Origin of the sequence: Pseudomonas sp. SJZ074, from assembly GCF_007828215.1 — a bacterium.
Classification (GTDB): Bacteria; Pseudomonadota; Gammaproteobacteria; order Pseudomonadales; family Pseudomonadaceae; genus Aquipseudomonas.
This window is the reverse complement of record NZ_VIUE01000048.1, coordinates 1-25,765: the sequence shown is the minus strand read 5'-3', so window position 1 is coordinate 25,765 and position 25,765 is coordinate 1. Positions and strand designations below refer to the sequence as shown.

Annotated in this window: 13 protein-coding genes; 5 read left to right on the top strand and 8 right to left on the bottom strand. The window is 61.2% G+C overall.

Annotation, left to right across the window (positions count from 1 at the left end; translation table 11 throughout):
* Nucleotides 1-727 precede the first annotated feature (727 nt).
* Nucleotides 728-2,194, bottom strand: coding sequence for a hypothetical protein (locus FBX99_RS27960; RefSeq protein ID WP_145133715.1), 1,467 nt, complete (start codon nt 2,192-2,194; stop codon nt 728-730).
* Nucleotides 2,195-2,397: 203 nt separating this feature from the next.
* Between FBX99_RS27960 and FBX99_RS27955 the strand changes: the two genes are divergently transcribed.
* Together FBX99_RS27955 and FBX99_RS27950 are read left to right on the top strand one after the other, a co-directional pair.
* A complete protein-coding gene (locus FBX99_RS27955) occupies nt 2,398-5,055 on the top strand; it encodes an excinuclease ABC subunit UvrA (protein WP_144931372.1) in 2,658 nt (885 codons plus the stop codon).
* Nucleotides 5,056-5,439: 384 nt separating this feature from the next.
* Nucleotides 5,440-6,168: a LuxR family transcriptional regulator gene (locus tag FBX99_RS27950; protein WP_144931374.1), complete on the top strand. Its 729-nt coding sequence runs from the start codon at nt 5,440-5,442 to the stop codon at nt 6,166-6,168.
* Between the two features lie 94 nt (nt 6,169-6,262).
* On the opposite strand, the gene FBX99_RS27945 is transcribed toward FBX99_RS27950, so the two are convergent.
* Nucleotides 6,263-6,862, bottom strand: a complete 600-nt coding sequence (locus tag FBX99_RS27945; RefSeq protein WP_145133713.1) for a LysE family translocator — start codon at nt 6,860-6,862, stop codon at nt 6,263-6,265.
* Nucleotides 6,863-7,451: 589 nt separating this feature from the next.
* On the opposite strand from FBX99_RS27945, the gene FBX99_RS27940 reads away from it, so the two are divergent.
* Nucleotides 7,452-8,225, top strand: a complete 774-nt coding sequence (locus FBX99_RS27940) for an acyl-homoserine-lactone synthase (protein WP_144931378.1) — start codon at nt 7,452-7,454, stop codon at nt 8,223-8,225.
* Nucleotides 8,226-8,257: 32 nt separating this feature from the next.
* Nucleotides 8,258-9,124, top strand: a complete 867-nt coding sequence (locus FBX99_RS27935) for a helix-turn-helix transcriptional regulator (RefSeq protein ID WP_144931380.1) — start codon at nt 8,258-8,260, stop codon at nt 9,122-9,124.
* Between the two features lie 58 nt (nt 9,125-9,182).
* On the opposite strand, the gene FBX99_RS27930 is transcribed toward FBX99_RS27935, so the two are convergent.
* Genes FBX99_RS27930 through FBX99_RS27920 form a run of 3 tightly spaced genes read right to left on the bottom strand, consistent with a single transcriptional unit; the run spans nt 9,183 to nt 14,796 of the window.
* Nucleotides 9,183-12,266, bottom strand: a complete 3,084-nt coding sequence (locus tag FBX99_RS27930) for an efflux RND transporter permease subunit (RefSeq protein ID WP_144931382.1) — start codon at nt 12,264-12,266, stop codon at nt 9,183-9,185.
* Nucleotides 12,263-13,357: an efflux RND transporter periplasmic adaptor subunit gene (locus tag FBX99_RS27925; protein ID WP_144931396.1), complete on the bottom strand. Its 1,095-nt coding sequence runs from the start codon at nt 13,355-13,357 to the stop codon at nt 12,263-12,265. Before FBX99_RS27925 ends, FBX99_RS27930 begins: the two co-directional genes overlap by 4 nt.
* An 8-nt stretch (nt 13,358-13,365) precedes the next feature.
* Complete coding sequence (locus FBX99_RS27920) at nt 13,366-14,796, bottom strand: efflux transporter outer membrane subunit (protein ID WP_144931384.1); 1,431 nt, start codon at nt 14,794-14,796, stop codon at nt 13,366-13,368.
* 331 nt (nt 14,797-15,127) lie between these two features.
* On the opposite strand from FBX99_RS27920, the gene FBX99_RS27910 reads away from it, so the two are divergent.
* Nucleotides 15,128-16,468: a diaminobutyrate--2-oxoglutarate transaminase family protein gene (locus FBX99_RS27910; RefSeq protein WP_144931388.1), complete on the top strand. Its 1,341-nt coding sequence runs from the start codon at nt 15,128-15,130 to the stop codon at nt 16,466-16,468.
* A 157-nt stretch (nt 16,469-16,625) separates the two neighbouring features.
* On the opposite strand, the gene FBX99_RS27900 is transcribed toward FBX99_RS27910, so the two are convergent.
* The 3 genes from FBX99_RS27900 to FBX99_RS27890 form a co-directional block, all read right to left on the bottom strand.
* The gene (locus FBX99_RS27900) at nt 16,626-18,587 is read right to left on the bottom strand and encodes a MacB family efflux pump subunit (protein WP_144931390.1); all 1,962 of its coding nucleotides are present in this window, start codon (nt 18,585-18,587) and stop codon (nt 16,626-16,628) included.
* A gap of 2 nt (nt 18,588-18,589) precedes the next feature.
* Nucleotides 18,590-19,741 (bottom strand): macrolide transporter subunit MacA, encoded by a 1,152-nt coding sequence (gene macA / locus FBX99_RS27895; protein ID WP_144931392.1) that lies wholly within the window; start codon nt 19,739-19,741, stop codon nt 18,590-18,592.
* Between the two features lie 78 nt (nt 19,742-19,819).
* The coding region (locus tag FBX99_RS27890; RefSeq protein WP_145133711.1) for a non-ribosomal peptide synthetase at nt 19,820-25,765 on the bottom strand (5,946 nt) is incomplete at its 5' end.

Sequence of the window (25,765 nt, the reverse complement as noted above, 5' to 3'; positions counted from 1 at the left end):
TTTGCCGAGTGGCATTTGCCCTGATGAAAAATCAGGACGAATACCAGCCGAAGCCTATGTTGCAGGGTTGTCCTGCAACATAGAATCTCCCACAGGTCCGGCGCCCGGCATCGATACCGCATCCACTGCAAATCCACTGTGGGAGCGGGCTTGCCCGCGAAGGCGTCGGTCCAGCCGGCATCCCTGCTAAATGTGCTACCGCTATCGCGAGCAGGCTCGCTCCCACAGGTCCGGCGCCCGGCATCGATACCGCATCCTCCGCAAATCCACTGTGGGAGCGGGCTTGCCCGCGAAGGCGTCGGTCCAGCCGGCATCCCTGCTGAATGTGCTACCGCTATCGCGAGCAGGCTTGCTCCCACAGGTCCGGCGCCCGGCATCGATACCGCATCCACCGCAAATCCACTGTGGGAGCGGGCTTGCCCGCGAAGGCGTCGGTCCAGCCGGCATCCCTGCTGAATGTGCTACCGCTATCGCGAGCAGGCTCGCTCCCACAGGTCCGGCGCCCGGTATCGATACCGCATCCACCGCAAATCCACTGTGGGAGCGGGCTTGCCCGCGAAGGCGTCGGTCCAGCCGGCATCCCTGCTGAATGTGCTACCGCTATCGCGAGCAGGCTCGCTCCCACAGGTCCGGCGCCCGGCATCGATACCGCATCCACTGCAAATCCACTGTGGGAGCGGGCTTGCCCGCGAAGCGCCAGGCCAGACAACGCAAATCAGCCAATCATTCAGTGCAGCCCATAGGAATAGAGCCCACCATCGTGATTGTCGTACCAATTGCCGTTGCCCCAGATCACCCGGTCCTGAGCGGGCTGAAACCCGACGATGCCCAGATAACCATCCATGGCCAGGCGCTTCCAGGACTGGCCCCAGTCGTTGGAGTAGAACACCCCATCGGCCGAAATGGTCGCGTCCGACCACCAGTAGAGCCAGCGCGGCGGCTGGTGTTTGCTGGAGGTGTTGATCAGCAGGGTGTTTTGCCCAACCCAGAAATTCTCCTCGCGCACCCGGCTCTCCGCGGCCAGGGGTGCAAACGCGCTGGGCAGCTCGCTCAAGGCCCGCCAGGTCAGTGCCTTGGTGTCCAGTTCGGCGATGACGTCGCGGCCACGGTTGCCCTGGTCGATCAGTCCGATGACCCGTCCGCTGTCGTTCTGGATCAGCCTGCTGACAAACAGATTGTCCTCACGCTGCTGCTCCACTACCCGCCACTCCCCCGCTTCACGCTGCAAACGGGCGCGGGTGGTCAGGTTGAACGCGAGATTGTTGCCGGCACCATCGGGATTGCTGGCCCAAAAGCGCTGGGACACCCAGATGAAGGCATGCCGGGCATCCAGTTGCAGGACATTGGTTCGCACATCCCCTTGCTCGCCCAGATCGGTGTGCCACCGAGTGATGTCGGGGTGTTTTTCCTGCACCAACTCGGCGGACACCAGCAACGACTCGGACGCCATGACCGGTGTGCTGGTCATGCCACGATCGGCAGAGTAGAAGACCCCGGTGGGAACGGCGCCCGGCGTCGCCTCGCCACTGAAATCATCCGCAGAGGCCGGCCGGCCCCAGGCCCAGACTTCATCCGCGCCGCGGAAGTACGGCTTCAGGCTCCAGGCCAACTGGTCGGCACCGGCAAACCAGCCTTTGCTCAACCAGGTCCAGCGCTTGCCTTGATCGTCGCTGCGCAAGACCACGGTCTGGTTGATGTCGTCACCACTGGCACTTTCAGGCCGGTCAAGCCCGGTCAGCAGGAATACACTGGCGCCGTCCGGACTGGCGACCAGACAAGCCGCACCACTGACGTGAGCCATCAGCTCGAACTGCCCCTGGGCATTCAGACGTGAAATGAAGGAGGTTTCCTCTTCACGGACGATGAGATTGGCGTACCCCCCCTCCGGCTCCGGCGCTTTCGGTTTGCCATAGACCACGGTGTCCAGGTTCACCACCTCGGCACCGGGGTTCAACTGGCTGGCATCACCCTCCAGGCGTCCGACCAGCCAGGTACCTTGCGCGGTCACGACGACGCCCGTGCAATACTGGGTCATCGCCCGCAGCCGGGTATCCTTCACCAAACCGAGCTGTTGCCGGTCCGGACTGGCACCGCCCCACTCCAGCTTGGCGCTGGTCAGCATCCACATGTACCACAACCCGGCGGCACCCAGCAGCGCGGCAAACAGCGTGACGAACAGTTTTGATCGAGGCATGAAAGGTCCATATCCATGGGAAAAATGAGAAGTTTTTCTCATTTCTTTCAACGCCAGTAAATTTTTATCGCACGAAAGCCGCTAAAGCCTGTCGCATGATTTCATCGCTGTGACTCAGGTTGCATTTTGCACTCGCCGAGCGATGCAGTTTTGCCGCGCAGCCTTGACGGGTTAAGGTCGCACTGAACCACAAGGAACACCCGATGCCCCCACGCGCAAGCCTGGACAGCTCTGCCCCACCACTCCGATACAACGGTTTCGTCCGGGTGCGTGGCGCCCGCGAGCACAACCTCAAGAACATTGATGTCGATATCCCACGCGATGCCCTGGTGGTGTTTACCGGCGTGTCGGGGTCGGGCAAGTCGTCACTGGCCTTCTCGACGCTCTACGCCGAGGCCCAGCGTCGCTACTTCGAATCGGTCGCGCCGTATGCGCGGCGCCTGATCGACCAGGTGGGCGTGCCGGACGTGGGCAGCATCGAGGGGCTGCCGCCGGCGGTGGCTTTGCAGCAGCAACGCGGTACGCCCAGTGCACGATCCTCAGTGGGCAGTGTCACCACCCTGTCGAGCCTGATTCGCATGTTGTACTCCCGGGCGGGCAGCTATCCGGCCGATCAGCCGATGCTCTATGCCGAGGACTTCTCGCCCAATACGCCACAGGGGGCGTGCTCGCAATGCCATGGCCTGGGCCGGGTCTACGAAGTGACCGAAGAGTCCATGGTGCCGGACCCTTCGCTGACCATCCGCGAGCGCGCCGTCGCGGCCTGGCCGATGGCCTGGCAAGGCCAGAACCTGCGGGATATCCTGGTGACCCTGGGCTATGACGTCGATATCCCGTGGCGCGACCTGCCGAAAAAGCAGCGCGACTGGATCCTCTTCACCGAAGAAACACCCACCGTCCCGGTGTATGCCGGGCTCACGCCAGCCCAGACCCGCGCCGCCCTCAAACGCAAACTCGAACCCAGTTACCAGGGCACGTTCAGTGGTGCCCGGCGCTACCTGCTGCACACTTTCATGCACTCGCAAAGCGCGCAGATGCGCAAACGCGTGGCGCAATACATGCGCGCCAGTGCCTGCCCCGAATGCGCGGGCAAACGCCTCAAGCGCGAGGCGCTGACCGTGACCTTTGCCGGCCTGGACATTGCCGAACTGTCGCACCTTTCCCTGCTGGAACTGGCCGATGTGCTCAAGGACGTCACGGCTGCGGATTATCTGGAGCAACCCGAAGAATCGAGCGACGTCCTCACCCACCGGCAAACCCGAGAAGCTCGCGAACAACGTGCCGCCAGGGGCGACAATCCCCACGCAGGCGGGCCGGACGCACGTCATACGCCCAACCTGTCCCTGGAAAAACGCCTGGCCGCGCAGCGCATCGCCGCCGAACTGCTGGAACGGATCGTCACCCTGATCGACCTCGGCCTGGGCTACCTGGCCCTGGAGCGCAGCACCCCGACGTTGTCCTCCGGCGAGTTGCAACGCCTGCGCCTGGCGACCCAGCTCAACTCCCAATTGTTCGGGGTGATCTATGTGCTGGACGAGCCTTCCGCCGGCCTGCATCCTGCCGACAGCGAAGCCCTGTTCGATGCCCTGCAACGCCTGAAGGCCGCAGGCAATTCGGTGTTCGTGGTCGAGCACGACCTGGACACCATGCGCCGCGCCGACTGGCTGATCGACGTGGGCCCGGATGCCGGCGAACAAGGTGGCCAGATTCTCTACAGCGGCCCACCTGGCGGTCTCGCCCAGGTATCGGAATCGCGAACCCGCGCCTATCTCTTTGCCGAACAGACCCTCACCCCGCGCAGCCCTCGGACGCCAGCCGACTGGCTGCGCCTGGAGGGGATCACCCGCAACAATCTCGACAACCTGAGCGCGGCCTTTCCCCTCGGTTGCTTCACAGCCGTGACCGGCATCTCCGGCTCCGGTAAATCCAGCCTGGTCAGCCAGGCCCTGCTGGACCTGGTGGGCACCCACCTGGGCCTGGCCAGTCAGGACGGCGAAGCGGATGAGGCCAGCCTGGAAGACGAACCCGAACAAACCAGCGGTGGACGTGTCACCGCCGGGCTCGACGCCATCAAGCGCCTGGTCCGGGTGGACCAGAAACCCATCGGGCGTACACCGCGTTCCAACCTCGCCACCTACACCGGATTGTTCGACCACGTGCGCAAGTTGTTTGCCGCGACGGAGCAGGCCCGCGAACTGGGATTCGATGCCGGGAGGTTCTCTTTCAATGTCGCCAAGGGCCGCTGCGAAACCTGTGAAGGTGAAGGCTTCGTCAGTGTCGAGTTGTTGTTCATACCCAGCGTGTACGCCCCCTGCCCGACCTGCCATGGCGCACGCTACAACCCGCAGACGCTGACCGTGAACTGGCAGGGATTGAACATCGCGCAGGTGTTGCAATTGACCGTCAACCAGGCACTGGAGGCCTTTGCCGGACAAGCGGCGCCAAGACGTACATTGCAGGTCCTGCAGGATATCGGACTCGGCTATCTGCGCCTGGGCCAACCGGCCACGGAATTGTCCGGCGGCGAAGCTCAGCGCATCAAGCTGGCAACGGAACTGCAGCGTAAAGCCCGCGGGGAGACATTGTATGTACTGGATGAACCGACCAATGGGCTGCACCCCCAGGATGTGGATCGCCTGCTTGTGCAGTTGAATCGCCTGGTGGATGACGGCCACACGGTGGTAGTGGTGGAGCACGACATGCGGGTGGTAGCGCAAAGCGACTGGGTCATCGACATCGGTCCGGGAGCGGGCTCCCAGGGAGGAAAAATGGTGGTTTGCGGGACGCCAGGCCAAGTGGCCGACTGTGCGCAGAGTCGGACATCAGGCTTCCTGAAGAAAGCGTTGCAGCCTGAATATTAAAGCTTTTTTAATGTCACTGGCCGTATCGGAAAACTTGTCTATACTGCCTTCCAGTTAATCGTTTCAGTACGTGTAGTTTAACTAACGGTTTCGCTGCCCATGCTGTGAAGCCGCACTTGCCAGGAGGCACAATGACATCAATCCACCTTTCAAAACAGCAGCATCGTGGGCTGCCGGAACAGCATGATCACCCCTTGGCAATCCCTCTTATGAGCAGGGAGATGCCTCTCGCCCCGAGCATCTGCATCGCGTCGAACACCAGCCACAGCCGTTCGTATCGTTGTTGAGCCGGCTCTGAAAATCTTCACTTCCATTTGGCGACTCTAAAGGTATAGAGCCTGGCTACGTCAAAGTCTTACATTCAAACTTTCGAGCTCGCTCATTATGCTCAAGCCCATTTCAAGCCATCTGTTCAATTTGATCCAAGAGGTGGAGAACAACATCTCAGGCGTGAGCGAAGAGGAGTACACCGAGATACTGGGGTGGATATTCTCCAAGCTGGGGATCAACAAGTTCGCGTACGTTCATCTGGAGCCCACCCCGTCCAACAGCTCGAAGATTTCCATCTACAGCAACTACCCGGCCGAATGGGTGGACACCTACCGCAAGAACTCACTCTACAAATCAGATCCGGTCATGACCAATACGGCCATCACGGCGACGCCCTTTTTCTGGAATGAAATACCGGCGGAACTGGACAGCAACCCGGAGATATTCGACCAGTCAGCCACCTACGGCATCAAACAGGGTTACACCGTTCCCATCCATGAACCTGGTCGAGCATTCGGCTCTCTTCACCTGTCGTCAGAAGAGAATGACCCCGACTTCCCCATCATCGTCCGCTCGAATCTGTTCATCATCAAAACCCTCAGCGTCATCGCCAATCAATATCGGCCCGTAGAAATAACCACTGAAAACAACTTGAAACTATCCCCTCGGGAAATTGAATTTCTGCGCTGGCTCGCGCTGGGAAAAAATTACAAAGAGATCGGCCTGATCATGAATATCACCGAACGAACGGTTAAGTTTCACGCCAAGCAGATGACTGAAAAAATGGACTGCACCAATGTCAAGCAAGCCATGATCAAAGCAGTGCAGCTGAACTTCGTCTGATCCCTTCTCTCTATACCTTTCCAATATTCCACGGTACTGGCGACGATCCATCGAGACCCGACGCCAAACCAGGCGCTTGCGCAAAAATCCGCCTTCAGGCGATCACCACTTGCGATGCGATATTGAAAAGCATGCCGCTTGCGAACAAGCCAATCACCAACGAAATGGCTCGACTCAGAAACCGGCCGGAAACAATGGAGTGGAGTTTACGCCCACAGAATGCCCCAATCGCGATCCACACCAGCCCGACCGGAAATATGATAGTCGTGAACAGCATCATGAATGGCAAGTAGCTGTTCAACGACAAGAACGTTCCAGCCGGCGCAACAAAGGAAACGAAGAACAGCCCTTTCGGGTTGGTCAACGTCGCCACAAACAGGTCAGGCACAGTGATGCCTACCGAGGTACCGGGTAGATGATCCTTCGCCGAGAACCACAGTTTCAGGGAAATATAAAACAAGAAACACACAGCGAAGAACTTCGTCGCAACAACCACCCAGGAATGTTCAGTCATCAGAAGATCAATAGATCCCCCCCACATCGTCATCTGGATGACATAAGCCAGCCATTCCGCCACGACAAACCTCATGGATCGAGCGTTCAGTCCTCTCTTTATTCCGGTTTGCAGCAGCAGTGAATTTGTCGGCCCTGGAACCAGCAGGACAGTCATCAGTGAAAACGCGATATAAGACATAAGGTCATCCATGCCAGGAGCCACGACGGCTCATCTTTTCAGGTTCGAACAGGTCTTCTCCATACAATATCAACTTTTTAGTTGTATGACATCGGACCAATTTTTCATACTTAGAGCAGTTACACTAAAGCCATCCCGGCACTCGCAGTGCCGTTCACCCGTAACTCATACAATCGTTTAAACTTTCAGCAGAACCGCATTCCTTACTATTTAACAACGCTCCCACACCTTTATTACAGTTTGGCTACACATTTCGAACCCACCGTCAATTTTTCGACCCCCATTGCTATCAGCGTTTTATAAGCACTTCAGCCAGCCGTCAAAAAACACACGCTCACCAGCTGCCTGAATCCGCCGCCATGCTATCTACCAGCGACATTTAGTGGTTACTTCAAGCCGGTACTTTTTTGGACACTAGACGGTACTAACCCGCCCCACTCCCTCCTCTTCACAAACACTATTCACCGCATTTATCCAACAACTAATTAGACTATACACTCTACAAAATTCAGCACTGTACTTTAGGACAGTTGAAATGATTTAGTGCAAAGTTAACAGTAACCTCAACCTCAACCAAGAAACGTCATTCATGAACTACTCCTCCTGTATTCATCATTTTTCCGGCGTATCTACCCGCATCGCATCCTACTCGAAAATTCCAACCCAAACGCTGCAACAGATACTTGCCATTCGTAAAGCCGCCTTCATCGATAGAAAGAAGTGGGATATTGAAAGTTATCAAGGCAGCGATTACGAATGGGATGAATATGACGATCCCGACGCGGTCTATATCTATACTTATACCGATGAACGGGTCACGGGTGCCGTCCGATTACGCCCCTCCAACAAACCGACCCTCATGAGTGGCGCCTTAAGTTTCATTCTCCCCAACGGCAACATCAGAGCGCATTCGAATCGCTGTTGGGAAGCCACACGTTTCGCACTTTCGGCAGATAAAACTTCGCCAGTAGAAATCACCCAGGCCAACATAGACGTTCGCACGGCGGTACTTTTCCTGTCAATGATAAAGTTTGCCGAACTGCAAAATATAGATACCTATGAAATTGTCGTTGACACCCTGATGGAAAAGATCCTGAAACGTTCCGGCTGGGCAGTTGAGCGGCACAACACCGCGTTCGGCTCAAAGGGAGAGACCATCATCTACGGCACACTGCCATGCACCCTCGACACCTATAAGGAAGTACTCAGAAAGAACGCCATACAGACTATTACCGCCTACGAACAATTCCTTATGACCAACCGTTCGTCAGACACATTCCATCAACCCTTTGATATCGACCAAACGCACATTGGCCGAAACATTCCAGCAAAAAAACAAATGCACACTGAGTTGCATCTATAACACCAAGACTCTGGCATGAAATTGGAGAAAGGATGAACCTACAACGACTATTCCCGCATGTTGGCAAAGTGATTGCCAGTACTGGAAGCCGCAACTTTCCTCGTTTGTTGCACGACCTGATACTTACCGAGATACCTGTCGACGCAACGCATATTACCGAGCAAAGAATAGGATCGAGTCATCTTTCTGAACCCAGCACGTCCAGCATAGGTGGCGTTGGCATGGACAGCGCCTGTATCGACGCAGTCATGGATGCGCATACCGCAAAACCTTTCTTCCTCGCCGAGGATATTTTTTTCGAGGATTCGACCCCACAAAAAGTCCCCAATTTTTCTCGCTGTCTGCTCAATCGTGAACAAACGGACAGCCTTCCCTGCCATAACACCACCACTCAACTGCACCTGGCCACCCGTAAAAACGGCATTCGCTACGTTCTTTCCGTCTACCGCTCACCCTTTTCCAGCGGATTCACGGCACAGGAACATGCCCTGCTGAAAGACTTTTCCTGTCTTCTCTTGCCCATGGTCGAGGAGCATGTTGCTGCCCTGGTGCCGGCGGAGGTCAACCGACAGGATGCATGCCTGCCAATGGAAAGCCTGGAAAACGGCGGAATGGAAGCACTACGCCAGAGATTCGCCGACCGGCTGGCGTTGTCCGGGTTGAGCTTGTCCTCCCGCGAAACCGAAGTGTGTGTTGGTTTGCTGGCCGGACGCACCGCCCCGGAACTCGCCGAGCAACTCAACCTGAAAGTCAACACAGTCGAAAGTTATCTGAAACGTGCCGCGATAAAAATGGGCATTGGTGGACGCCGCTCGCTCATCCGCTGGATGCACTCGATGGATGCCACGCCATCGGGCGTCGAGTGGAATGGTATCCCCGCAATTCGCCAAGCCGTATAAAACGTTCCCCCCAACCTTTGCTCGATCTCTGCAATCGAGCGGATGTTGGGGGATGATTTCAGGCCCGCGTATTTTCTCCCGCCATTCTTTCCCCGGTCGATCTGCGCGTACGCAGCTTCAGCCACTCCAACACATCGTCGACATAAGTGAAAATCACTGGCACCACCAACAGGCTCAACAGCGTCGAAGTCAGCAAGCCGCCCATGACCACCACGGCCATCGGCTGCCTGAAGCTGGGGTCTTCACCCATTCCCAGCGCGGTGGGCAACATGCCTGCGCCCATTGCGATGGTGGTCATCAGAATGGGGCGGGCACGCTTGTGGCAAGCATCCACCAACGCCTCATATCGACCCAGGCCATAGTCGCGGCGAGCCATGATCGCGTACTCCACCAATAGAATGGAGTTCTTGGTCACGATGCCCATCAACATCAGCAAACCGATGACCGATGGCAAGGAAAAGCTGAAGTTGCACACCAACAGGGCCACCAGGGCACCGCCCAGAGAGAGTGGCAGCGCCGAAAGAATCGTGGCCGGCTGCAGGAAATCATGGAACAGCAGCACCAGGACCGAGTAGATACAGAACACCCCGATGGCCATGGCCAGGCTGAAGCTACCGAACAATTCAGTCATCAGTTGCAACTCGCCCTGCTCCACCCTCTTTACCTCGGGTGGGAGATTGCGCATCGCCGGTAGCTGGCTGGCCTCGGCCATGACTTCACCCAGGTTGCGCCCGTTGAGTTCGATGGACAGGGTGATATTGCGCAAGCGATCGAGCCGACTGATCTGTGCCGGCCCGCTGCCCATGCTGATTTCCCCCAACGAGGCCAGGGAGACCTGCCCGTCACGGCCGGTCACTCGTAGCTGGTTGATGCTCTGCAGGTCATCGCGCAGCAGCGAATCCATGCGCACCCGCACATCCACCTGACGCTGCGACAAATTGATTTTCCCCAACTGCGAGGAGTACTCGCCGTAGGTCGCCATGCGCAAGGTATCGGCGATTTCCTGGCTGGTGATGCCCAGCTCCGCCGCGCGGGCGAAGTCCGGACGCATCTGGATTTCCGGGCGTTGCAGGGCACTGCTGGAGGTGACGTTGCCGATCCCGTGCAGCTCACGCAACTGCGGTTCCAGAGCACTTGCCGTGCGTTCCAGCAGGTCGCCGTCATCACTGGCCAGGACGATATTGAGCTTCTCGCCGCTCCCGTCGCCCCCGACATTGATCCGTACGCCGGGCAATGTACGCAACACCTCGCGCATCTGTGCCTCGACTTGCACCTGTTTGAGATCGCGCTGATTGCGATCCACCAGATCCACCGTCAGGATGGCATCGCCGGCGCCGGTTATATCGGCCGCCCCGGCACTCGAGTTGCTGGCTGTCCCTACCGAAATAAACACATGCTTGACCTGGGGCATCTCGCTCAGTCTTTCGCTGGCCTGCAACGCCATCGCGGTGGTCTGCTCCAGCGTCGTGCCAGGAGGCAGCTCCAGGGTTATCCGGCTGAGACCGACGTCCTGGGCCGGCAGGAAACTCGTGGGTAACAACGGCACCAGTGCGAGGGCGCCGATGAAAAACAGGCTGGCCAGGACCATCGTGGTCTTGCGGCGAGACAGGCTGGCATGGATCCAGCCCAGGTAGCGGGTCATCAACGGGCCGTCGTGAGCGGTATCGGTCTTCGCCTTGAGGAAGTATGCCGCCATCATCGGGGTCAGGACCCGGGCCACCAGCAGCGAAAACAACAGCGCTACCGAGGCGGTCACGCCGAACTGGCGAAACAGTTTGCCAGCCACGCCGCCCATGAACGCCGTAGGCAGGAAAACCGCGACCAGGGTGGCCGTCGTGGCGAGCACCGCCAGGCCGATTTCATCGGCAGCTTCGGTGGCCGCCTGAAGTGGAGTCTTGCCCATGCGCAAGTGCCGGGCAATGTTTTCGATTTCGACGATGGCATCGTCCACCAACACACCGATGACCAACGCCAGGGCCAGCAGGGAGACGGCGTTGAGCGTGAACCCGGCCAGGTACATCACACCAAAGGTGGGGATGATCGACAACGGCAACGCCGTGGCGACGATCAGCGTGGCGCGCCAGTCCCGCAGGAACCACCAGACCACCAGCACCGCCAGCAGCATGCCTTCGTACAGCAGATTCATCGAGTCGTGGTAGTTGGCGAGCACGGCCTTGACCGTATCGCTGGCCTCGTCGATGTGCACGTTTGGATGCTGCTGGACAAACTCGGTCATGCGCTTGCGCACGTCGTTGGCTACACCGATATCGGAGAAGCCTAGCGAGCGGGTGATCTGGAAACCGATCACCGGCTTGCCGTCGCGAAAAGCCCGGCTGCTGCGCTCGGCATGGGTGTCGCGAATCTCCGCCAGTTGGTTCAACGCCAGCAGGCGACCGTCGCCGCTGGGAATATCGATGGCGCCGAGGGCCGCTGGGTCATCGATGGCCCCCAGGGTGCGCACGGCCTGCTGGCCGCTTCCCAGATTGCCTTGGCCACCGGAATTGTCTTTCTGCATCGCCCGCAGTTGCGCAGCGACATCCGCGACGCGGATGCCCAGCCCGGCCATCAAGGCCGGATCGAGATTGACCTGGACCTCCCGATCAACCCCGCCGATGCGTGAAATCTGGGCCACGCCCGGCACCGACAGCAATTGTTTACTCAGCTCGTTATCGACAAACCACGACAGCGCTTCCTCATCCAGGGCGTCGGAGGCGATGACATAGGTCAGCAGCGGCGATGCACTGGTGGTCAACCGGGACACCGAAGGCGTATCCAGGCTGGCCGGCAATTGCGGCATGGCACTGTCGACCGCGTTGCGCACTTCGTTGAGCGCCTCGTTGCCATCCTTGTCGATGTCGAAACTGACGCTGATGCTGACGGCGCCGTCGGTGATCACAGTCGTCACATGCTTGAGCAGGCGCAAGGACGTGAGCTTGTCCTCGATTTTGCGCGCCACCTCGGTTTCCAGCTGTTCGGGGGCCGCGCCTTCCAACGAGGCGCTGATCACCACCACCGGCAGATCCATGTCCGGAAAGTCCTGGATGGCAAGCTTGCCAAAACCCAACAGACCGAAGAGCGTGAGCAGGATGAACAGCATCACCGCCGGAACCGGATAGCGGATCGACAAGGCTGAAATATTCATGGCTGGGCGACCTGGGATTGCACGAGGGTCACACTCGCGCCGTCATTGAGGAAGGCGCCACCGGCACGCACGATACGGGCCGCCTGATCATCCAGACCGCTCAGGATCTCCACCGCCTCGTGCATGCGGCGGCCCACCACCACCGGTCGCTGGACCACGTGCATATCGTCGTTGAGGGTGAACACATAGGAGCGCCCGTCGCGCAGGATCACGGCGGTGTCCGGCACCGTAAGGGCTTCGCGGGGTGCCAGTTCGATCTGGCCGCTGGCGTACATGCCGGCCTGGGCGGGGCTGCCGGTGGGCAGCGAGATATACACCAGGGCCCGGCTGGTCTTGGTACTCAAGGTGGGCGACACCAACCGTACGTGCCCTTCCAGACTCTGCCCGCCCGGCAACGTCAGTCGGGCAACCTGGCCGGCCTGGACCTGGGCCAACTGGCGGGCGTCCAGCTCGGCCTGCCACTCGATGCGACCGTCGCGCACCAGGCGAAACAGCTCGTCGCCAGCGGACAACACTTTGCCGAGCAGCGCCGTGCGTGCGGAGATGATGCCGTCATCCACCGCCACGATACGCGTTTGCCGCAGCCTGATCCGGGTGCTTTGCAATTCCGCCCGCGCCCCGGCCAGGTCAGCCTCGGCCAGTGCCACCTTGATGCGATAGTCTTCGCGCTGCTGCTCCGACAAGGCGCCGCCCTGGCCAACGACCCGGGCACGGCGGTCGTTGGACCGGGCCTGTTCCAGGTTGGCCACTGCCTGGGCGACCAAAGCCTTCTGCTTGCTTTCCTCGGCGAGCACCGTGTCAGAGGCCAGCGTCGCCAGCAGTTGCCCTTTCTTTACCCGGCTGCCCACGTCGGCTTCGAGACTGGCGATACGCAGGCCGCTGGTCTCGGCATTGATGACCGCTTCCTGCCAGGGTGCCAGTGCTCCGTTGGCGAACAGCAGTTGCGGCCAGAGCTGGGGCCTGACCTGGACAACCTCCACGCTCAGGCTGCTGATACTGGGGGCGGCCGCGACCGGCTCGGCGCCACGGCGAAACGTCAGCAGAATTGCCACGACCGCGAGCACGGCGATGGTCAGCAGGATCTTTCGCAACGTCGGCTTCACACGCCTTCTCCGTTCGGTGTCGGGTGCCGAGCCAGCGGTTGGCTGGCTTGCCATCCGCCGCCCAATGCCTTGTACAGCGCGATCCAGTAGCGAACCTGATCCTGTTGCAAGGTGATCAATTCGATTTCCGCCGTCAGCGCCTGGCGGCGGGCGGTTTCACGGTCCAGCAGACTGACGCTGCCAGCCTGCCAATTGCGGTCGATGGCCTCGAACGACTCACGAAAACCGGCAGTGGAACGCTCGACATCGGACTCCCGTCGCCGCGCCGCATCGAGACGCACCAGGGCCTGTTCGACTTCCATGACACTGGTGCGCAGCGTCTGGCGATAGCCCGCAAGGGCTGCGTCGTAGGTAGCCTTGGCACCGTCCACCGCCGCGCGACGTTTGCCGCCGTCAAACAGGGGGACCGACAACACCGGGCCCAGCGACCAGGAGCGGGTGTGCTGTCCCACCGTGTTGCCGACGGAAAAGGTGCCAGACAGGCTCAGGCTCGGCAGCCGGTCGGCCTGGGCCACGCCGATTTCGGCATTCGCCGCCGCCAGTTCCCGCTCGCTGGAGGCCACATCCGGGCGCTGGCGCAGCATGTCGGCAGGAATTTGCTGCACGTTGAGTCCGGCAGGCTCCGGCAGTTGCGCCGGGGTCTTGCCGAGCACGCCAATCAGTCGCTCTTCATCGCCCCCGGTCAACGCCACCAGGCTCTTGAGCAGGACCTCGCATTCGCTCTGTTGTTGAACCAGGGCTGCCGCGCTGCTGGCGGCGCTGGCATCGGCCAGGGCGGCGTCGGCAGACGATGTGAAGCCGGCACCGAACGATTGACGAGTGATGCGCGCAGTGTCCTGTTGCGATTGGGCCTGGTCCCTATAGGCCAGCACCAGCTTCTGGCAGCCACGGTATTGCACGTAGTAATCGCCGACCTGGGCCGCCAGGGAAACCCTCGCGTCATGCCAGTCATCGACCCGCGCCTCGACCCGCGAACGGGCCGCTTCGTTATTGCGCCGCAGTTTGCCGAACAGGTCGATCTCCCACGCCGCGTCCAGCGCGGCGGAAGCACCTGAACCTCCCAGGCGCTGGGTCCCGGTCTGTTGACCGCCACGCCCCTTGGATAACCGGCCATCGACCTTGGGCAAGGCATCGGCTGCATCGCTGTCCGCAGTCGCCCGTGCCAGGGCAATATTGGCCCACGCCTGGTCCATCGACGGACTGTCGGCTTCGGCCAGGCGCAGCAGCTCGGCCAATGCCGGGTCGTCGAACTGCTGCCACCAGTCGGCCAAGGCGGCCACGGATGCGCCATGGGGCAAGGGGGCCTGCCACTGGGCCGCGACCGGAACGGCCGGCACTCGATAATCGGGGCCCAATACGCAGCCACTCAGGACCGCCGCACACAGTGTCGCCAGCAGTAGGTTTTCCCGGGGCTTGAAGACGTGCATAGGTTTTTTGGAGGCCTGGCAAAAGTGAACGGACCGTTCAGGGACGCGGCAGATCTGATTGGGTCATTTAACCCTGGGGCCGGTTTTGTGTCTGGCGTGGGAAACGGGGACAGGTGCCGGCCAGAAAGCTCGCGATAAATGCAGAGGCCTGCTGAAATGGCCCGAACGTACGAATAGCACCCCCTGTGGGAGCGGGCTTACTCGCGAAGGCGTCAACACATTCAGCATAAGTGCAAGCTGACCTACCGCTTTCGCGAGCAAGTCCGCTGCCACAGGAACCTGCGGGTGTCCTCTGCCCGCCTCCCTTTCCATAGCCAACGGATGATCGAACATGGAAGCACTCAGTTACCTCGAAAATATCGAGTCGAATGCGCGAACCTATGCGCAGACTTTCCAACGGCTATTTGTCAGCGGCAAGGGGATGCGGATCAAGGACGCCAGCGGCCAGGAATTTCTCGATTGCCTGTCGAACGCCGGGACCCTGGCCTTGGGGCACAATCCGCCGGAAGTCCGAGACGCCGTGATGGCGTTTCTCGCCGGCGATCATCTGCAGCAGGCACTCGACCTGGCGACACCGGCCAAGCATGCCTTCGTGCAGGAGCTGTTCTCGATGCTGCCGGCGAACATGCGCGAGACCAGCAAGATCCTGTTCTGCGGGCCCAGCGGCTCGGATGCCGTCGAGGCCGCCATCAAGCTGGCGCGCCACTACACCCGGCGCTCACCGCTGATGGCTTTTCACGGCGGCTATCACGGAATGACGGCCGGGGCCTTGTCCGCCATGGGCAACCTGTCGCCCAAGAGCGCCGAAGGTCTCATTGCCCAGGGCACACACTTCTTGCCGTTCCCCTATCGCTTCCGTTGCCCGTTCGGCACCGATGGCGAACACACCGATCAGTTGTCCATCGACTACATCCGCACCGTACTGTCGGACCCCGAAGGAGGCGTAACCAAACCGGCGGCGGTGATTGTCGAGGTGGTGCAAGGCGAAGGCGGCTGTATCCCGGCCTCGGCCAACTGGCTGAGAACCTTACGGGAGATCACTCTCGAGCAGGACATCCTGCTGATCGTCGACGAAGTCCAGACCGGCCTGGGTCGTACCGGCAATACCTTCGCCATCGAGCATGCCGGTATCGTGCCCGACATCCTGGTGCTGTCCAAAGCCATCGGCGGCGGCTACCCCTTGTCGGTCATCGTGTATGCCAGGCATCTGGATACCTGGGGTCGCGGCATGCACGCGGGCACATTCCGCGGCAACCAGATTGCGATGGTGGCGGGTGCTGCAACTATGCGTCAGATCAGGAAAGACAATCTGGTTGCCAATGCCGCCCGGATGGGCAAGCGGCTGGAAAGCGGTCTGCTGCAGATCGCGCAGCGGTTTTCCTTTATCGGCGACATCCGCGGCCGCGGCCTGATGATCGGCGTGGAAATCACCCAACCGACCACCACCCAACGCGCAGGCCAGGCTGACGGCGCCCTGGCGCACGCCATCAAGCTCAAGTGCTTCGACAATGGCCTGATGATAGAGACCGGAGGACGCCACGGCGCGGTGCTCAGGTTCCTGCCACCCCTGACCATTACCGAGGGTGAAGTCGACAGGGTCCTGGACCGGTTTGAACAGTCACTTGAAAAGGTCGTCGAAACACGCCCCCAGGCAGCACGCGAAACCGTCTGAAAGGCTACTCCTTGCTGCAAATCGCTAGTCCGCCCGCTCCCTCGTGGGAGCGGGCTTGCTCGCGAAGGCGCCAGATCAGTCAACATCAATGTCGGATGCACCACCGCTATCGCGGGCAAGCCCGCTCCCACAGTTGATCTGGGTTGAATTCGCTACCTCAATCCCGCGCCAAGGCATTGATCGGATCGAGCCGCGCCGCGTTGCGTGCCGGTACGAAGCCGAACACGATACCGATGAGTGTCGAGCAAACCACGGCGGTGATGATCGATCCCATCGAAAACACCATCTGCCATTCCTTGACGAAGATCGAGAAGACGTAGCCGATGCTGAACGACAAGCCGATGCCGATCGTCCCGCCGAGCAGGCAGACCATCACCGCTTCCACCAGGAACTGCTGGCGTATGTCGGACTGACGTGCCCCCACCGCCATGCGAATGCCGATTTCACGGGTTCGCTCGGTGACCGAGACCAGCATGATGTTCATCACGCCAATGCCCCCCACCACCAGTGAGATGACTGCGATGAGCGAGAGCAGCAGGGCCAGCGACTGGCTGGTCTTCTGCACCGTCTGCATTACGCTGTCGAGGTTGTAGGTGAAGAAGTCCTTGATGCCATGGCGCTGCGTCAGCAGCTTGACCACGTTGTCTTCCACCAGCTTGCTCGGCTGCCCGTCCTTGATCCGCACCGTGATGCTGTCCAGGAAACGCTGGCCCAGCAAGCGCCCCGCCGCCGTTTCATAGGGCATCCAGATGTTCAGGTTCTTGCTGGTATTGAAGACGCTCTTGCGGTCCTCGGTGACGCCGATGACGGTGCAAGGCAGGTTGTCGACGAGGATCACCTTGCCCAACGGGTCCGTGTGCGAGCCGAACAGTCGCTGGCTGGTGTTATGGTCGATCACCACCACTTGCGATTGCCGCCTCGAGTCGTCCTTGTTGAAGGCGACGCCCGAGCCGATCTTGATCCCGCGAACCTGGAAGTAACTTTCGCTCACACCGTTGACGGTCGCATTGACGTCGATGTTCTGGTAACGCAACAGCAGGTTGCGCCCCAGGTTCGGGGTGGCGCTGTCGATGTAGTACAGATCGCTCAGCGCCGTGACGTCGGAGAGCACCAGGGTTTCGATTGCCGTCGAACGGCTGTCGCCCCAGTCGGCCCCGGGCATGATCTCGATGGTATTGCTGCCGATTGCTTCGATGTCTTTCAGGACATATTGCTTGACCCCTTCGCCGATGGCCACGATCGATACCACCGAGGTGATGCCGATGATGATGCCCAGCATCGTCAGCAGCGTTCGCATCCGGTGCGAGATCAGCGCGACCCACGCCATGTTGAACGCTTCGCTGAACAGTCCGAAGCTGGCAAGCAAGCGGTTCGACGATTTGACCTTGGCCGGCGGCGTGCCTTGGGGCGGCTGATCTTCCATGGATCGCTGCGGATTGGCCCGGTCGCTGACGATCTCGCCGTCGCGGATTTCGATGATGCGTTGGGCGTAGGCCGCCACTTTGTCATCGTGGGTCACGATGATCACCGTGTGCCCCGCCGCGTTGAGCTCCAGCAGGATCTTCATCACTTCCTTGCCGCTGGCGGTGTCCAGTGCCCCGGTGGGTTCGTCGGCGAGGATGATCTCGCCACCGTTCATCAAGGCCCGGGCGATACTCACCCGCTGCTGCTGCCCACCGGAAAGCTGGCTGGGTCGATTGGCCAGGTGCCCGGTCAACCCCAGGCGCCCCAGCAACTCCCCGGCCCGGTTGTGCCGTTGCGACTCGGCGGCACCGGCATAGATGGCCGGCATCTCGACGTTGTGCAGGGCACTCAGGTGGGGCAGCAAGTGATAGCGCTGGAAGATGAAGCCGAAGTGATCGCGACGCAGCTCCGCCAGCTCACGGTCGTTCATCGAGCCGGTTTCGCGCCCATTCACTTTATAGCTGCCGGAACTCGGATGATCGAGACAGCCGAACACATTCATCAGGGTGGACTTGCCGGAGCCGGACGCCCCGGTGATCGCCACGATTTCCCCGGCGTTGATCGTCAGGTTGATGTCCTTGAGCGCGATGAACGCCTTTTCGCCCGCTTGGAAGCTGCGGGTGATCCCTTCGAGTTCCAACAGTGGTCGCGTCATGGTCAGGCTCCCGCCACGGCTGGGGTAGGCTCACCGATGACGACCTTGTCGCCTTCGGCCAGGCCGTCCTTGATTTCTGCCCTGACGTTGTTGTTGATCCCCGTCTGGACGTTACGCGGCTGGGCCTTGCCTTCGGCGTCCAGTACCCGGACCACATAGGTGCCATCCTGGTTCCTCGGGCCCAGGGCCGCGACCGGAACCGTCAGCACGGCCTTGGCTTTGTCCAGGACAATGCGGACCTGGGCCGTCATCGAAATGCGCAGGCGGTGATCGGGGTTCGGCACGTCGAACAGGCTGTTGTAGAACACCGCGGTGTTCTGCTTGGGCGTCCCGGCGTTCTGGGTCTCAAGGAAATTCTGCGGTGCCGGCTCCGTGCCGCGCAGCGTGGCGTAATAGCGTTTTTCCGCTTCACCGAGAATGGTGAAATACACCTCTTGCCCGGGCACGATGTGAATCACATCAGCCTCGGACACCTGGGCCTTGACCGTCATGGTGTCCAGATCGGCCAGCTTCAACAGCACAGGCGCCAGTTGCTCGGCGATCACGGTCTGGCCTTCCTGGGTCACGATCCCCACGACGTAGCCGTCAATGGGCGCAACGATGTGGGTATAGGCCAGGTTGACCCGGGCCGTTTCCACCTGGATCTGCGCGTCCTTGATCTGTGCGTCGAGGGACAGCAGGTTGGCAGCTTCCACTTTGTAGTTCGATTCGGCGGTCTCGTACTCCTGCTTGGAAATCGCGTCGTCCGGTTGCAGCACTTTATAGCGGTCGTAGGTGGCTTTCGCGTCCTTGAGTTGTGCCGCGGTGGCTTGCCGCTTGGCCTTCAGGTTTTCTTCATTGACCTGGGCCTGGCGCAAGGCGTTCTGCGCCAGCAATGGATCGATTTCCGCCAGCCACTGGCCCTTCTTCACCTTGTCGCCCAACTTGACCTTGAGCGATTTCAGTTGCCCGGACACCTGGGCACCGACGTCGACCTGCTTGACGCCCTGGAGCGTCCCGGTGGCCAACACCGCGTTCTCGATGTCCGTGCGCTCGACCGTGGCGGTCAGGTACTCCGGCGGTTTCCCCGGCGACTGAGCGCTGTAGAAAACCAGGCCGGTGACCAGGACCAGGACCAGCACGATAGCGATTTTTCGAAACTTCGACTTTTCCATAAATAACCATGAGTGCGTTGAGTTCAGGCCCGGCCAGCGTAGCGCCGGGTTCCATGGGTGCGCCCGAGGGAAGGACGGCTAGACGTAGTCACTGGCCTCCTCCTCATCGAGCATGGGAAGGCCGTCCTGCCACCAGGCAGCCAGGTTATGTACGTGTGGAGCCTTGAGAATCGTGAAGTGGTTGCCCGGACCGTACCAGATGCTCAGGTCCGGTACGTGCTTGCGCCACCCTTCGATCATTTGCTGTTGCTCGCGCTTGTTGCCGGCGGTATCCAGGGTTGGATCATTCGCCAGCACCAGGCGCACCGGCCCGGTGTATTGATGTTGCGGTTGATAAACCGTGCGCAGGGCCGTACCGAATGCCCGTGCCGGACCACGCATCGAATCCACCGCCGAACGCTGTGGCAACATGCCGGCGCGGACCATGCCGGCATGCAGCAAGCGCATCTGTGCCGAATCGTCCTGGGCACCGAAGACCGTGGCATCGATACCGAGGGATTTGCCCGAGGCCAGTTGCATCGCCTCGATCAACCGGTTCAACACCCCCGTCCCGGTATAGGGCCTGCCCACCACACCGTTACCGCCCGGCGATTCGCTGTCGATCAGCGTCAACGAGGCCACCTTGCGACCGCGAGCATGCAGGCGGGCCGCCATCTCGAAGACGATCCAGCCACCGAAGGAATGCCCCAGCAGATGCACAGGCCCCTCCGGTTGCACGTTGTCGATCGCGTCGAGGTAAGCCTGGGCGGCGGTTTCCACCAGACTGAAAGGCTCCGTGTTGCCGTCCAGCCCCCGGTGTTGCAAGCCGTGGATCGGCCAGTCCGGGCCGAAGGCGTCGGTCAGGCCGATGAAACCGGTCACGCTGTCGCCGGCACCCGGTACGCAGAAGATCGGAGCCCGGTCCGCGCGCCCGCCCTGGATCGTCAGCAGCGGCTGGTAACCGCGCTTCGGCGAGGGTGCCGGACGCGATGCGGCGGCGTGGAGCTCAGCACTGATGGCCTGACCCAACGCCTGGACATGGGGTGCCTGCATCATGGTCTGGTGATTACCCGGAACCTTGACGCAATGCAGCTGCGACGTCGGCAGGACAGCGTCCCAGCCCAGGTAGCCGGAGTGTTCGGGAGCGTCGTCCTTGCGTTCTTCGGCCACCAGCAGGTGCACCGGTACGGAAATCGGATACACCATGTAATGGGCCAGCGCATGACCGTGGGCCACTTCGCGATCGAGGTACTGCCACAGCTGCTCGGCACTGTAGGCGGCCAGCTCGGCGGGCAGCATCGCCTCATCGCGGCAATGCTGCACCAGGCCTTCGAAATCGAATCGATCCAATCGCCCTTGCAGATCGGCCAGTTTCTCCAGGATCGCTGCAAGCACTTCTTCGCCAGGCAACGCAGCTCTCCAGAACACATCGCAGCGGTCCAGCAGATGCAGCTTGTGCGCTTCGTCCAATGCCCAGCGCGACCGGCCCTGGTCCACCAGCCGAGGCAGGTAGCTGTCGATCAGGCCGACAAACTCGACCTCCTCGTCAAGGCCGATCAGCTGGATCGCGGTTTCGTAGGCCAGTACGCCACCGAACGACCAGCCGGCCAGGCGATAGGGCCCCTTGGGCTGTACCGAACGGATGATCCCCACCAGCCGCGAGGCCATGCATTCCATCGTTTGCAATTGCGGCTCGCCCCACTCGACGGCAGGCAGGCCATACACCGGGATATCCGGGTCGATGTACTTGCCCAGCATCGGGAAGTACAGGTCCAGGCCACTGAACTCGTGCACCAGGAACAGCGGATTCTGCTGACCGGTGGTGCGCACCGGTACGATGGCCTCCTTGACCTGGGCCTGCTCGGTGCGGGCCTGCAGCATCGCTGCCATCGATGCCACGCTTTCGTGCTGGAACAGCTCGGCCAGTGAGACGGCCAAGTTGGCCTGTGCGAGCAACCCGACCAGCCGGATCGCCAACAATGAATGACCGCCCAGCTCGAAGAAGTTGTCGTGACGACCGACCTGCTCCAGCTTCAGGACGTCGGCCCACAAACCTGCCAGCGTGACTTCCAGGTCACCTTGCGGCGCCTCGTAGCCCTGGCTCCCATAAGCGTGCATTTCCGGTACCGGCAACGCCCCGATATTGACCTTGCCGTTCAGCGTCAGCGGCAACGAGGTCAATTTCACATAAGCCGCCGGGATCATGTATTCCGGCAGCACAGAGCGCAGTTGGGCACGCAAGGCGTCCGCATCGAAGGCCTCACCGTTCTCGTGCTCGGTGTAATACGCGATCAGACGCTTGTCGCCCGGACTGTCTTCACGCGCCACCACCAGGGCCTCGCGCACCCCGTGGCAGTCCTGCAAACGGGCCTCGATCTCACCGAGTTCAATACGGAAACCACGTATCTTGACCTGCCCGTCATTGCGATCCAGGTATTCGATGGTACCGTCGGGCAGCCAGCGGCCGATATCGCCACTGCGGTACAGGCGCGCACTGCCCGCATCGCTGAACGGATCGGCGATGAAACGCTCCTCGGTCAGGTCCGCCCGGTTCAGGTAACCGAGGGCGACCCCGACACCACCGATATGGATCTCCCCCGCGACACCCACAGGTACCGGTTGGCGCGCGGCATCGAGGATATACACCCGGGTGTTGGCGATAGGACGGCCGATCGGAACACTCGTTGCGCCATGCGGTACGGCAGTGACCGCATGGGTCGTCGCAAAGGTGGTGGTCTCGGTGGGACCATAGCAATTCACCAGCCGCAGCGAAGGAGCATGGGCCAACAGCCGCCGGAAGGAAGCCGGATCACCGCGCTCGCCACCGGACAGCAGGATCCGCAGGCCTGCCAGGGCATCCGGGATCAACATCTGGTATTGATTGAACATGCCGGTGGTGAGGAACAGTACCGACACCTCGGTCTCTGTCAGCGCCTGGGCGAGTTGCGTCGGGCTGAGCAATGTTTCGTGATCGATGATCACAACGCGACCGCCGTTGAGCAACGCCCCCCACACTTCCATCGTACTGGCGTCGAACGCCGGGTTCGAGGCGAACGCCACGCGATCCTGTACACCGAAATCCGCGTAACCGTTATTGATCGCCAATCGGCCTATGGCCTGGTGCGGCACGATCACCCCTTTCGGGTGGCCCGTGGAGCCTGAGGTGTACATGATGTACGCCGGTGTATCGCTGGCCTGGCCGGGGAATACCGCCGGTCGTGCAGCCTGGATCAACTGCAGCCTGTCCAGGTCCACTCGCGGCATGTCTTGCGGCACGGCCTTGTCACTGGTCGTCAGCACCAGCACCGCGGCACTGTCTTGCAACATGAAGCGCTGCCGCTCCTCGGGCGCATGGTGGTCCAGCGGTACGTAGACGGCGGCGCACTTGAGGATCGCCAGTTCGCTGATGACCAGCTCGAACGAACGGTTCAACATGATCGCGACCCGCGCCCCTGGCTGGACGCCGCGTTCCAGCAGGCAATACGCCAGGTGACTGGCTCGCTCGTGCAGTTCCCGATAGGTGAGTCGCTGCGCCCCATGCTGGAGTGCAATCCCGTCGGGCCGGGCCTTGACCTGGGCTTCGAACAGGCCGTGGACCGTCTCTTGGCGGGGATAGACCGAGTCGGTCGCATTGAAGTCGACCAGCAGCTGCCGGCGCTCCGCTGCCGGCAATATCGCCAGTTCACGCAAAGGTGCCTCGGGCCTGTGCTCAAGCGCATCGACCAGGCTTTCCAGCGCCGTGTGCATGTAGCCGCAGATGCGTTCCGCGCCGATGCGCGACTCCGCCAGGGCGGTCAGCACGAAGGCCTCACCGAGATCGTCGACGTTCAGCGACAGTGGATAGTTGCTCCACTCCTCACCGCCGAGCCCCTCGATCCCGTTCCAGGCCGACTGGGCCTCCTGGGTGACCTGCGTTGCGGTGTGCCGGTAGTTCAGCAGCGCACTGAACAGCGGCGTCGACGTGGCGATACCGCTGCAACGCTGTGCCAGTGCCAGCGACGCGTGTTCGTGTCCCAACAACGCGGTGAGACGCGCATGCGTCGCCTTGACGCCTGCCCGGGCCCCGTCGACACCGACGTCGACCCGCAGCGGCAAGGTGTTGATGAACAACCCCAGCGCCCGATCGGCCCCCTCACCGCCCTGCATCCGGCCCATCAGCACGGTACCGAACACCACATCTTCGCGTCCGGACACGGCGCCTACCACCCGCGCCCAGGCCAGGTGATGCAGGCTCGCGGCGCTGACCCCAAGCAGTCGCGATTGTGCCCGCAGACGACGATTCAAACTGTCGTCCACGCCCAACCTGGCCTGTTCGATGACATGGCTGTCGCCCTGCACATCCTGCAGGCCGAATGGCAGGGTCGGCTCCTGGATATCCTCGAGCATGTCCCTGAAGAAGGCCTCGTGGGCCTCGCGGCTCACCCCCAGGCGCGCCTGGGCCACGTAGTTGCGATACGGCACGGCATCGCCCAACTGCGCCTGCTGCCCGAGCAAGTACGCTTGCATATCGTGCTGGATCACCTCCAATGCCGTGTGATCGAGTGCAATGTGATGGAACAGCAGCAGCGCCACCCAGCGCTGGTGCTCATCGTCATAGGCACAGGCCAGCCGCATCATGGGCGCCTGGCGCACATCGAGCCGATAGTGCCGAGGGTCGAAACGCTCACGCATCTGAGCCATCACGTCCTGGCCCGGCTCGACCATACAGGTTTGCACCGCCAAGGGTGCTTCCCGCAACACCACCTGTACCGGCTCGCGCAAGCCTTCCCAAAGCACGGCCGTGCGCAGGATATCGTGGCGGTCGATCACGCCTTGCAGCGCGTTCACGAACGCATCCAACCGGGCGCGGTCCTTGAGGTTGAACATGGCCTGCTGCACATAGAGATCGCCCTGCGGCGATACCAGGTGGTGATACAGGATCCCTTCCTGCAACGGCGCCAGGGCATAGATGTCCTGGACGTTGCTCACGCCACCGGGCACGCCGGCGACGATAGCGTCGATTTCCTGCTGGGTCAGCTCGGCAAGCGGCAACATCTGCGGGGTGATTTGCTCACAACCCGGCACGATGCCGTTGTCCGGTACCACGATCTCCGTCGCGCCACCCACGGCTGCCGCCAACGCGGCCAGGGTCGGTTGGCCGAACAGCACTCGCACGTCGGCGCTCAAGCCGGCCTGGCGCATGCGCTCGACCAGCGTGACGGCCAACAACGAGTGCCCGCCCAACTCGAAGAAGTGGTCGTGACGCCCGACCTTTTCGACCTTGAGCAGCTCGGCCCACAGGTGTGCCAGTGTCGTTTCCACAGCGCCCTGTGGCGCTTCGTACTCACGGGTGATCACCGACGACAGATCTGGCGCCGGCAACGCCTTGCGATCCAGCTTGCCGTTGGGGGTCAGCGGCAATGCCTCAAGCTGCACATAGGCCGCCGGCACCATGTATTCCGGCAGTTGCGCTTGCAATTGAGTCCGCAGGGCTTCGATCTCGATGCGGTGCTCGTCACCGTGCACGGTGAAGTACGCCACCAGCCGCTTGGCCCCCGGCACGTCTTCGCGAGCCAGCACCACGGCTTCCTTGATCGCCCCGTGCTGGGCAAGCTTGGCCTCGATTTCGCCCAGTTCGATACGGAACCCGCGGATCTTCACCTGATCGTCGTTACGCCCCAGGTAGTCGATGTTGCCGTCCGCCAGGTAGCGCCCCAGGTCGCCGGTGCGGTACATCCGTGCATTCGACCGGTCACTGAACGGGTCGACGAGGAAACGCTCGGCCGTCAGTTCCGGACGGTGCAGATAACCCCGCGCCACCTGGACGCCACCAATGTAGATCTCCCCGGCCACGCCCATGGGCACCGGTTGACTCTGGGCGTCGAGCAGGTAGATCCGGGTGTTGGCGATCGGCTTGCCGATCGGCGTGCTGTCCGGTGTCTCGGCCCCCGTGCAATCCCATGCGGTGACCTCCACCGCCGCTTCGGTCGGGCCGTACAGGTTGTGCAACGCAGTTCCTGGCAATTGCGCCTTGAAGCGCCGCACCAGATGGCCCGGCAAGGCTTC

Coding starts and splice junctions, on each gene's coding strand:
- FBX99_RS27960 (WP_145133715.1), bottom strand. CDS start 2,194: ATGCCTCGATCAAAACTGTTCGTCACGCTGTTTGCCGCGCTGCTGGGT.
- FBX99_RS27955 (WP_144931372.1), top strand. CDS start 2,398: ATGCCCCCACGCGCAAGCCTGGACAGCTCTGCCCCACCACTCCGATAC.
- FBX99_RS27950 (WP_144931374.1), top strand. CDS start 5,440: ATGCTCAAGCCCATTTCAAGCCATCTGTTCAATTTGATCCAAGAGGTG.
- FBX99_RS27945 (WP_145133713.1), bottom strand. CDS start 6,862: ATGTCTTATATCGCGTTTTCACTGATGACTGTCCTGCTGGTTCCAGGG.
- FBX99_RS27940 (WP_144931378.1), top strand. CDS start 7,452: ATGAACTACTCCTCCTGTATTCATCATTTTTCCGGCGTATCTACCCGC.
- FBX99_RS27935 (WP_144931380.1), top strand. CDS start 8,258: ATGAACCTACAACGACTATTCCCGCATGTTGGCAAAGTGATTGCCAGT.
- FBX99_RS27930 (WP_144931382.1), bottom strand. CDS start 12,266: ATGAATATTTCAGCCTTGTCGATCCGCTATCCGGTTCCGGCGGTGATG.
- FBX99_RS27920 (WP_144931384.1), bottom strand. CDS start 14,796: ATGCACGTCTTCAAGCCCCGGGAAAACCTACTGCTGGCGACACTGTGT.
- FBX99_RS27910 (WP_144931388.1), top strand. CDS start 15,128: ATGGAAGCACTCAGTTACCTCGAAAATATCGAGTCGAATGCGCGAACC.
- FBX99_RS27900 (WP_144931390.1), bottom strand. CDS start 18,587: ATGACGCGACCACTGTTGGAACTCGAAGGGATCACCCGCAGCTTCCAA.
- macA (WP_144931392.1), bottom strand. CDS start 19,741: ATGGAAAAGTCGAAGTTTCGAAAAATCGCTATCGTGCTGGTCCTGGTC.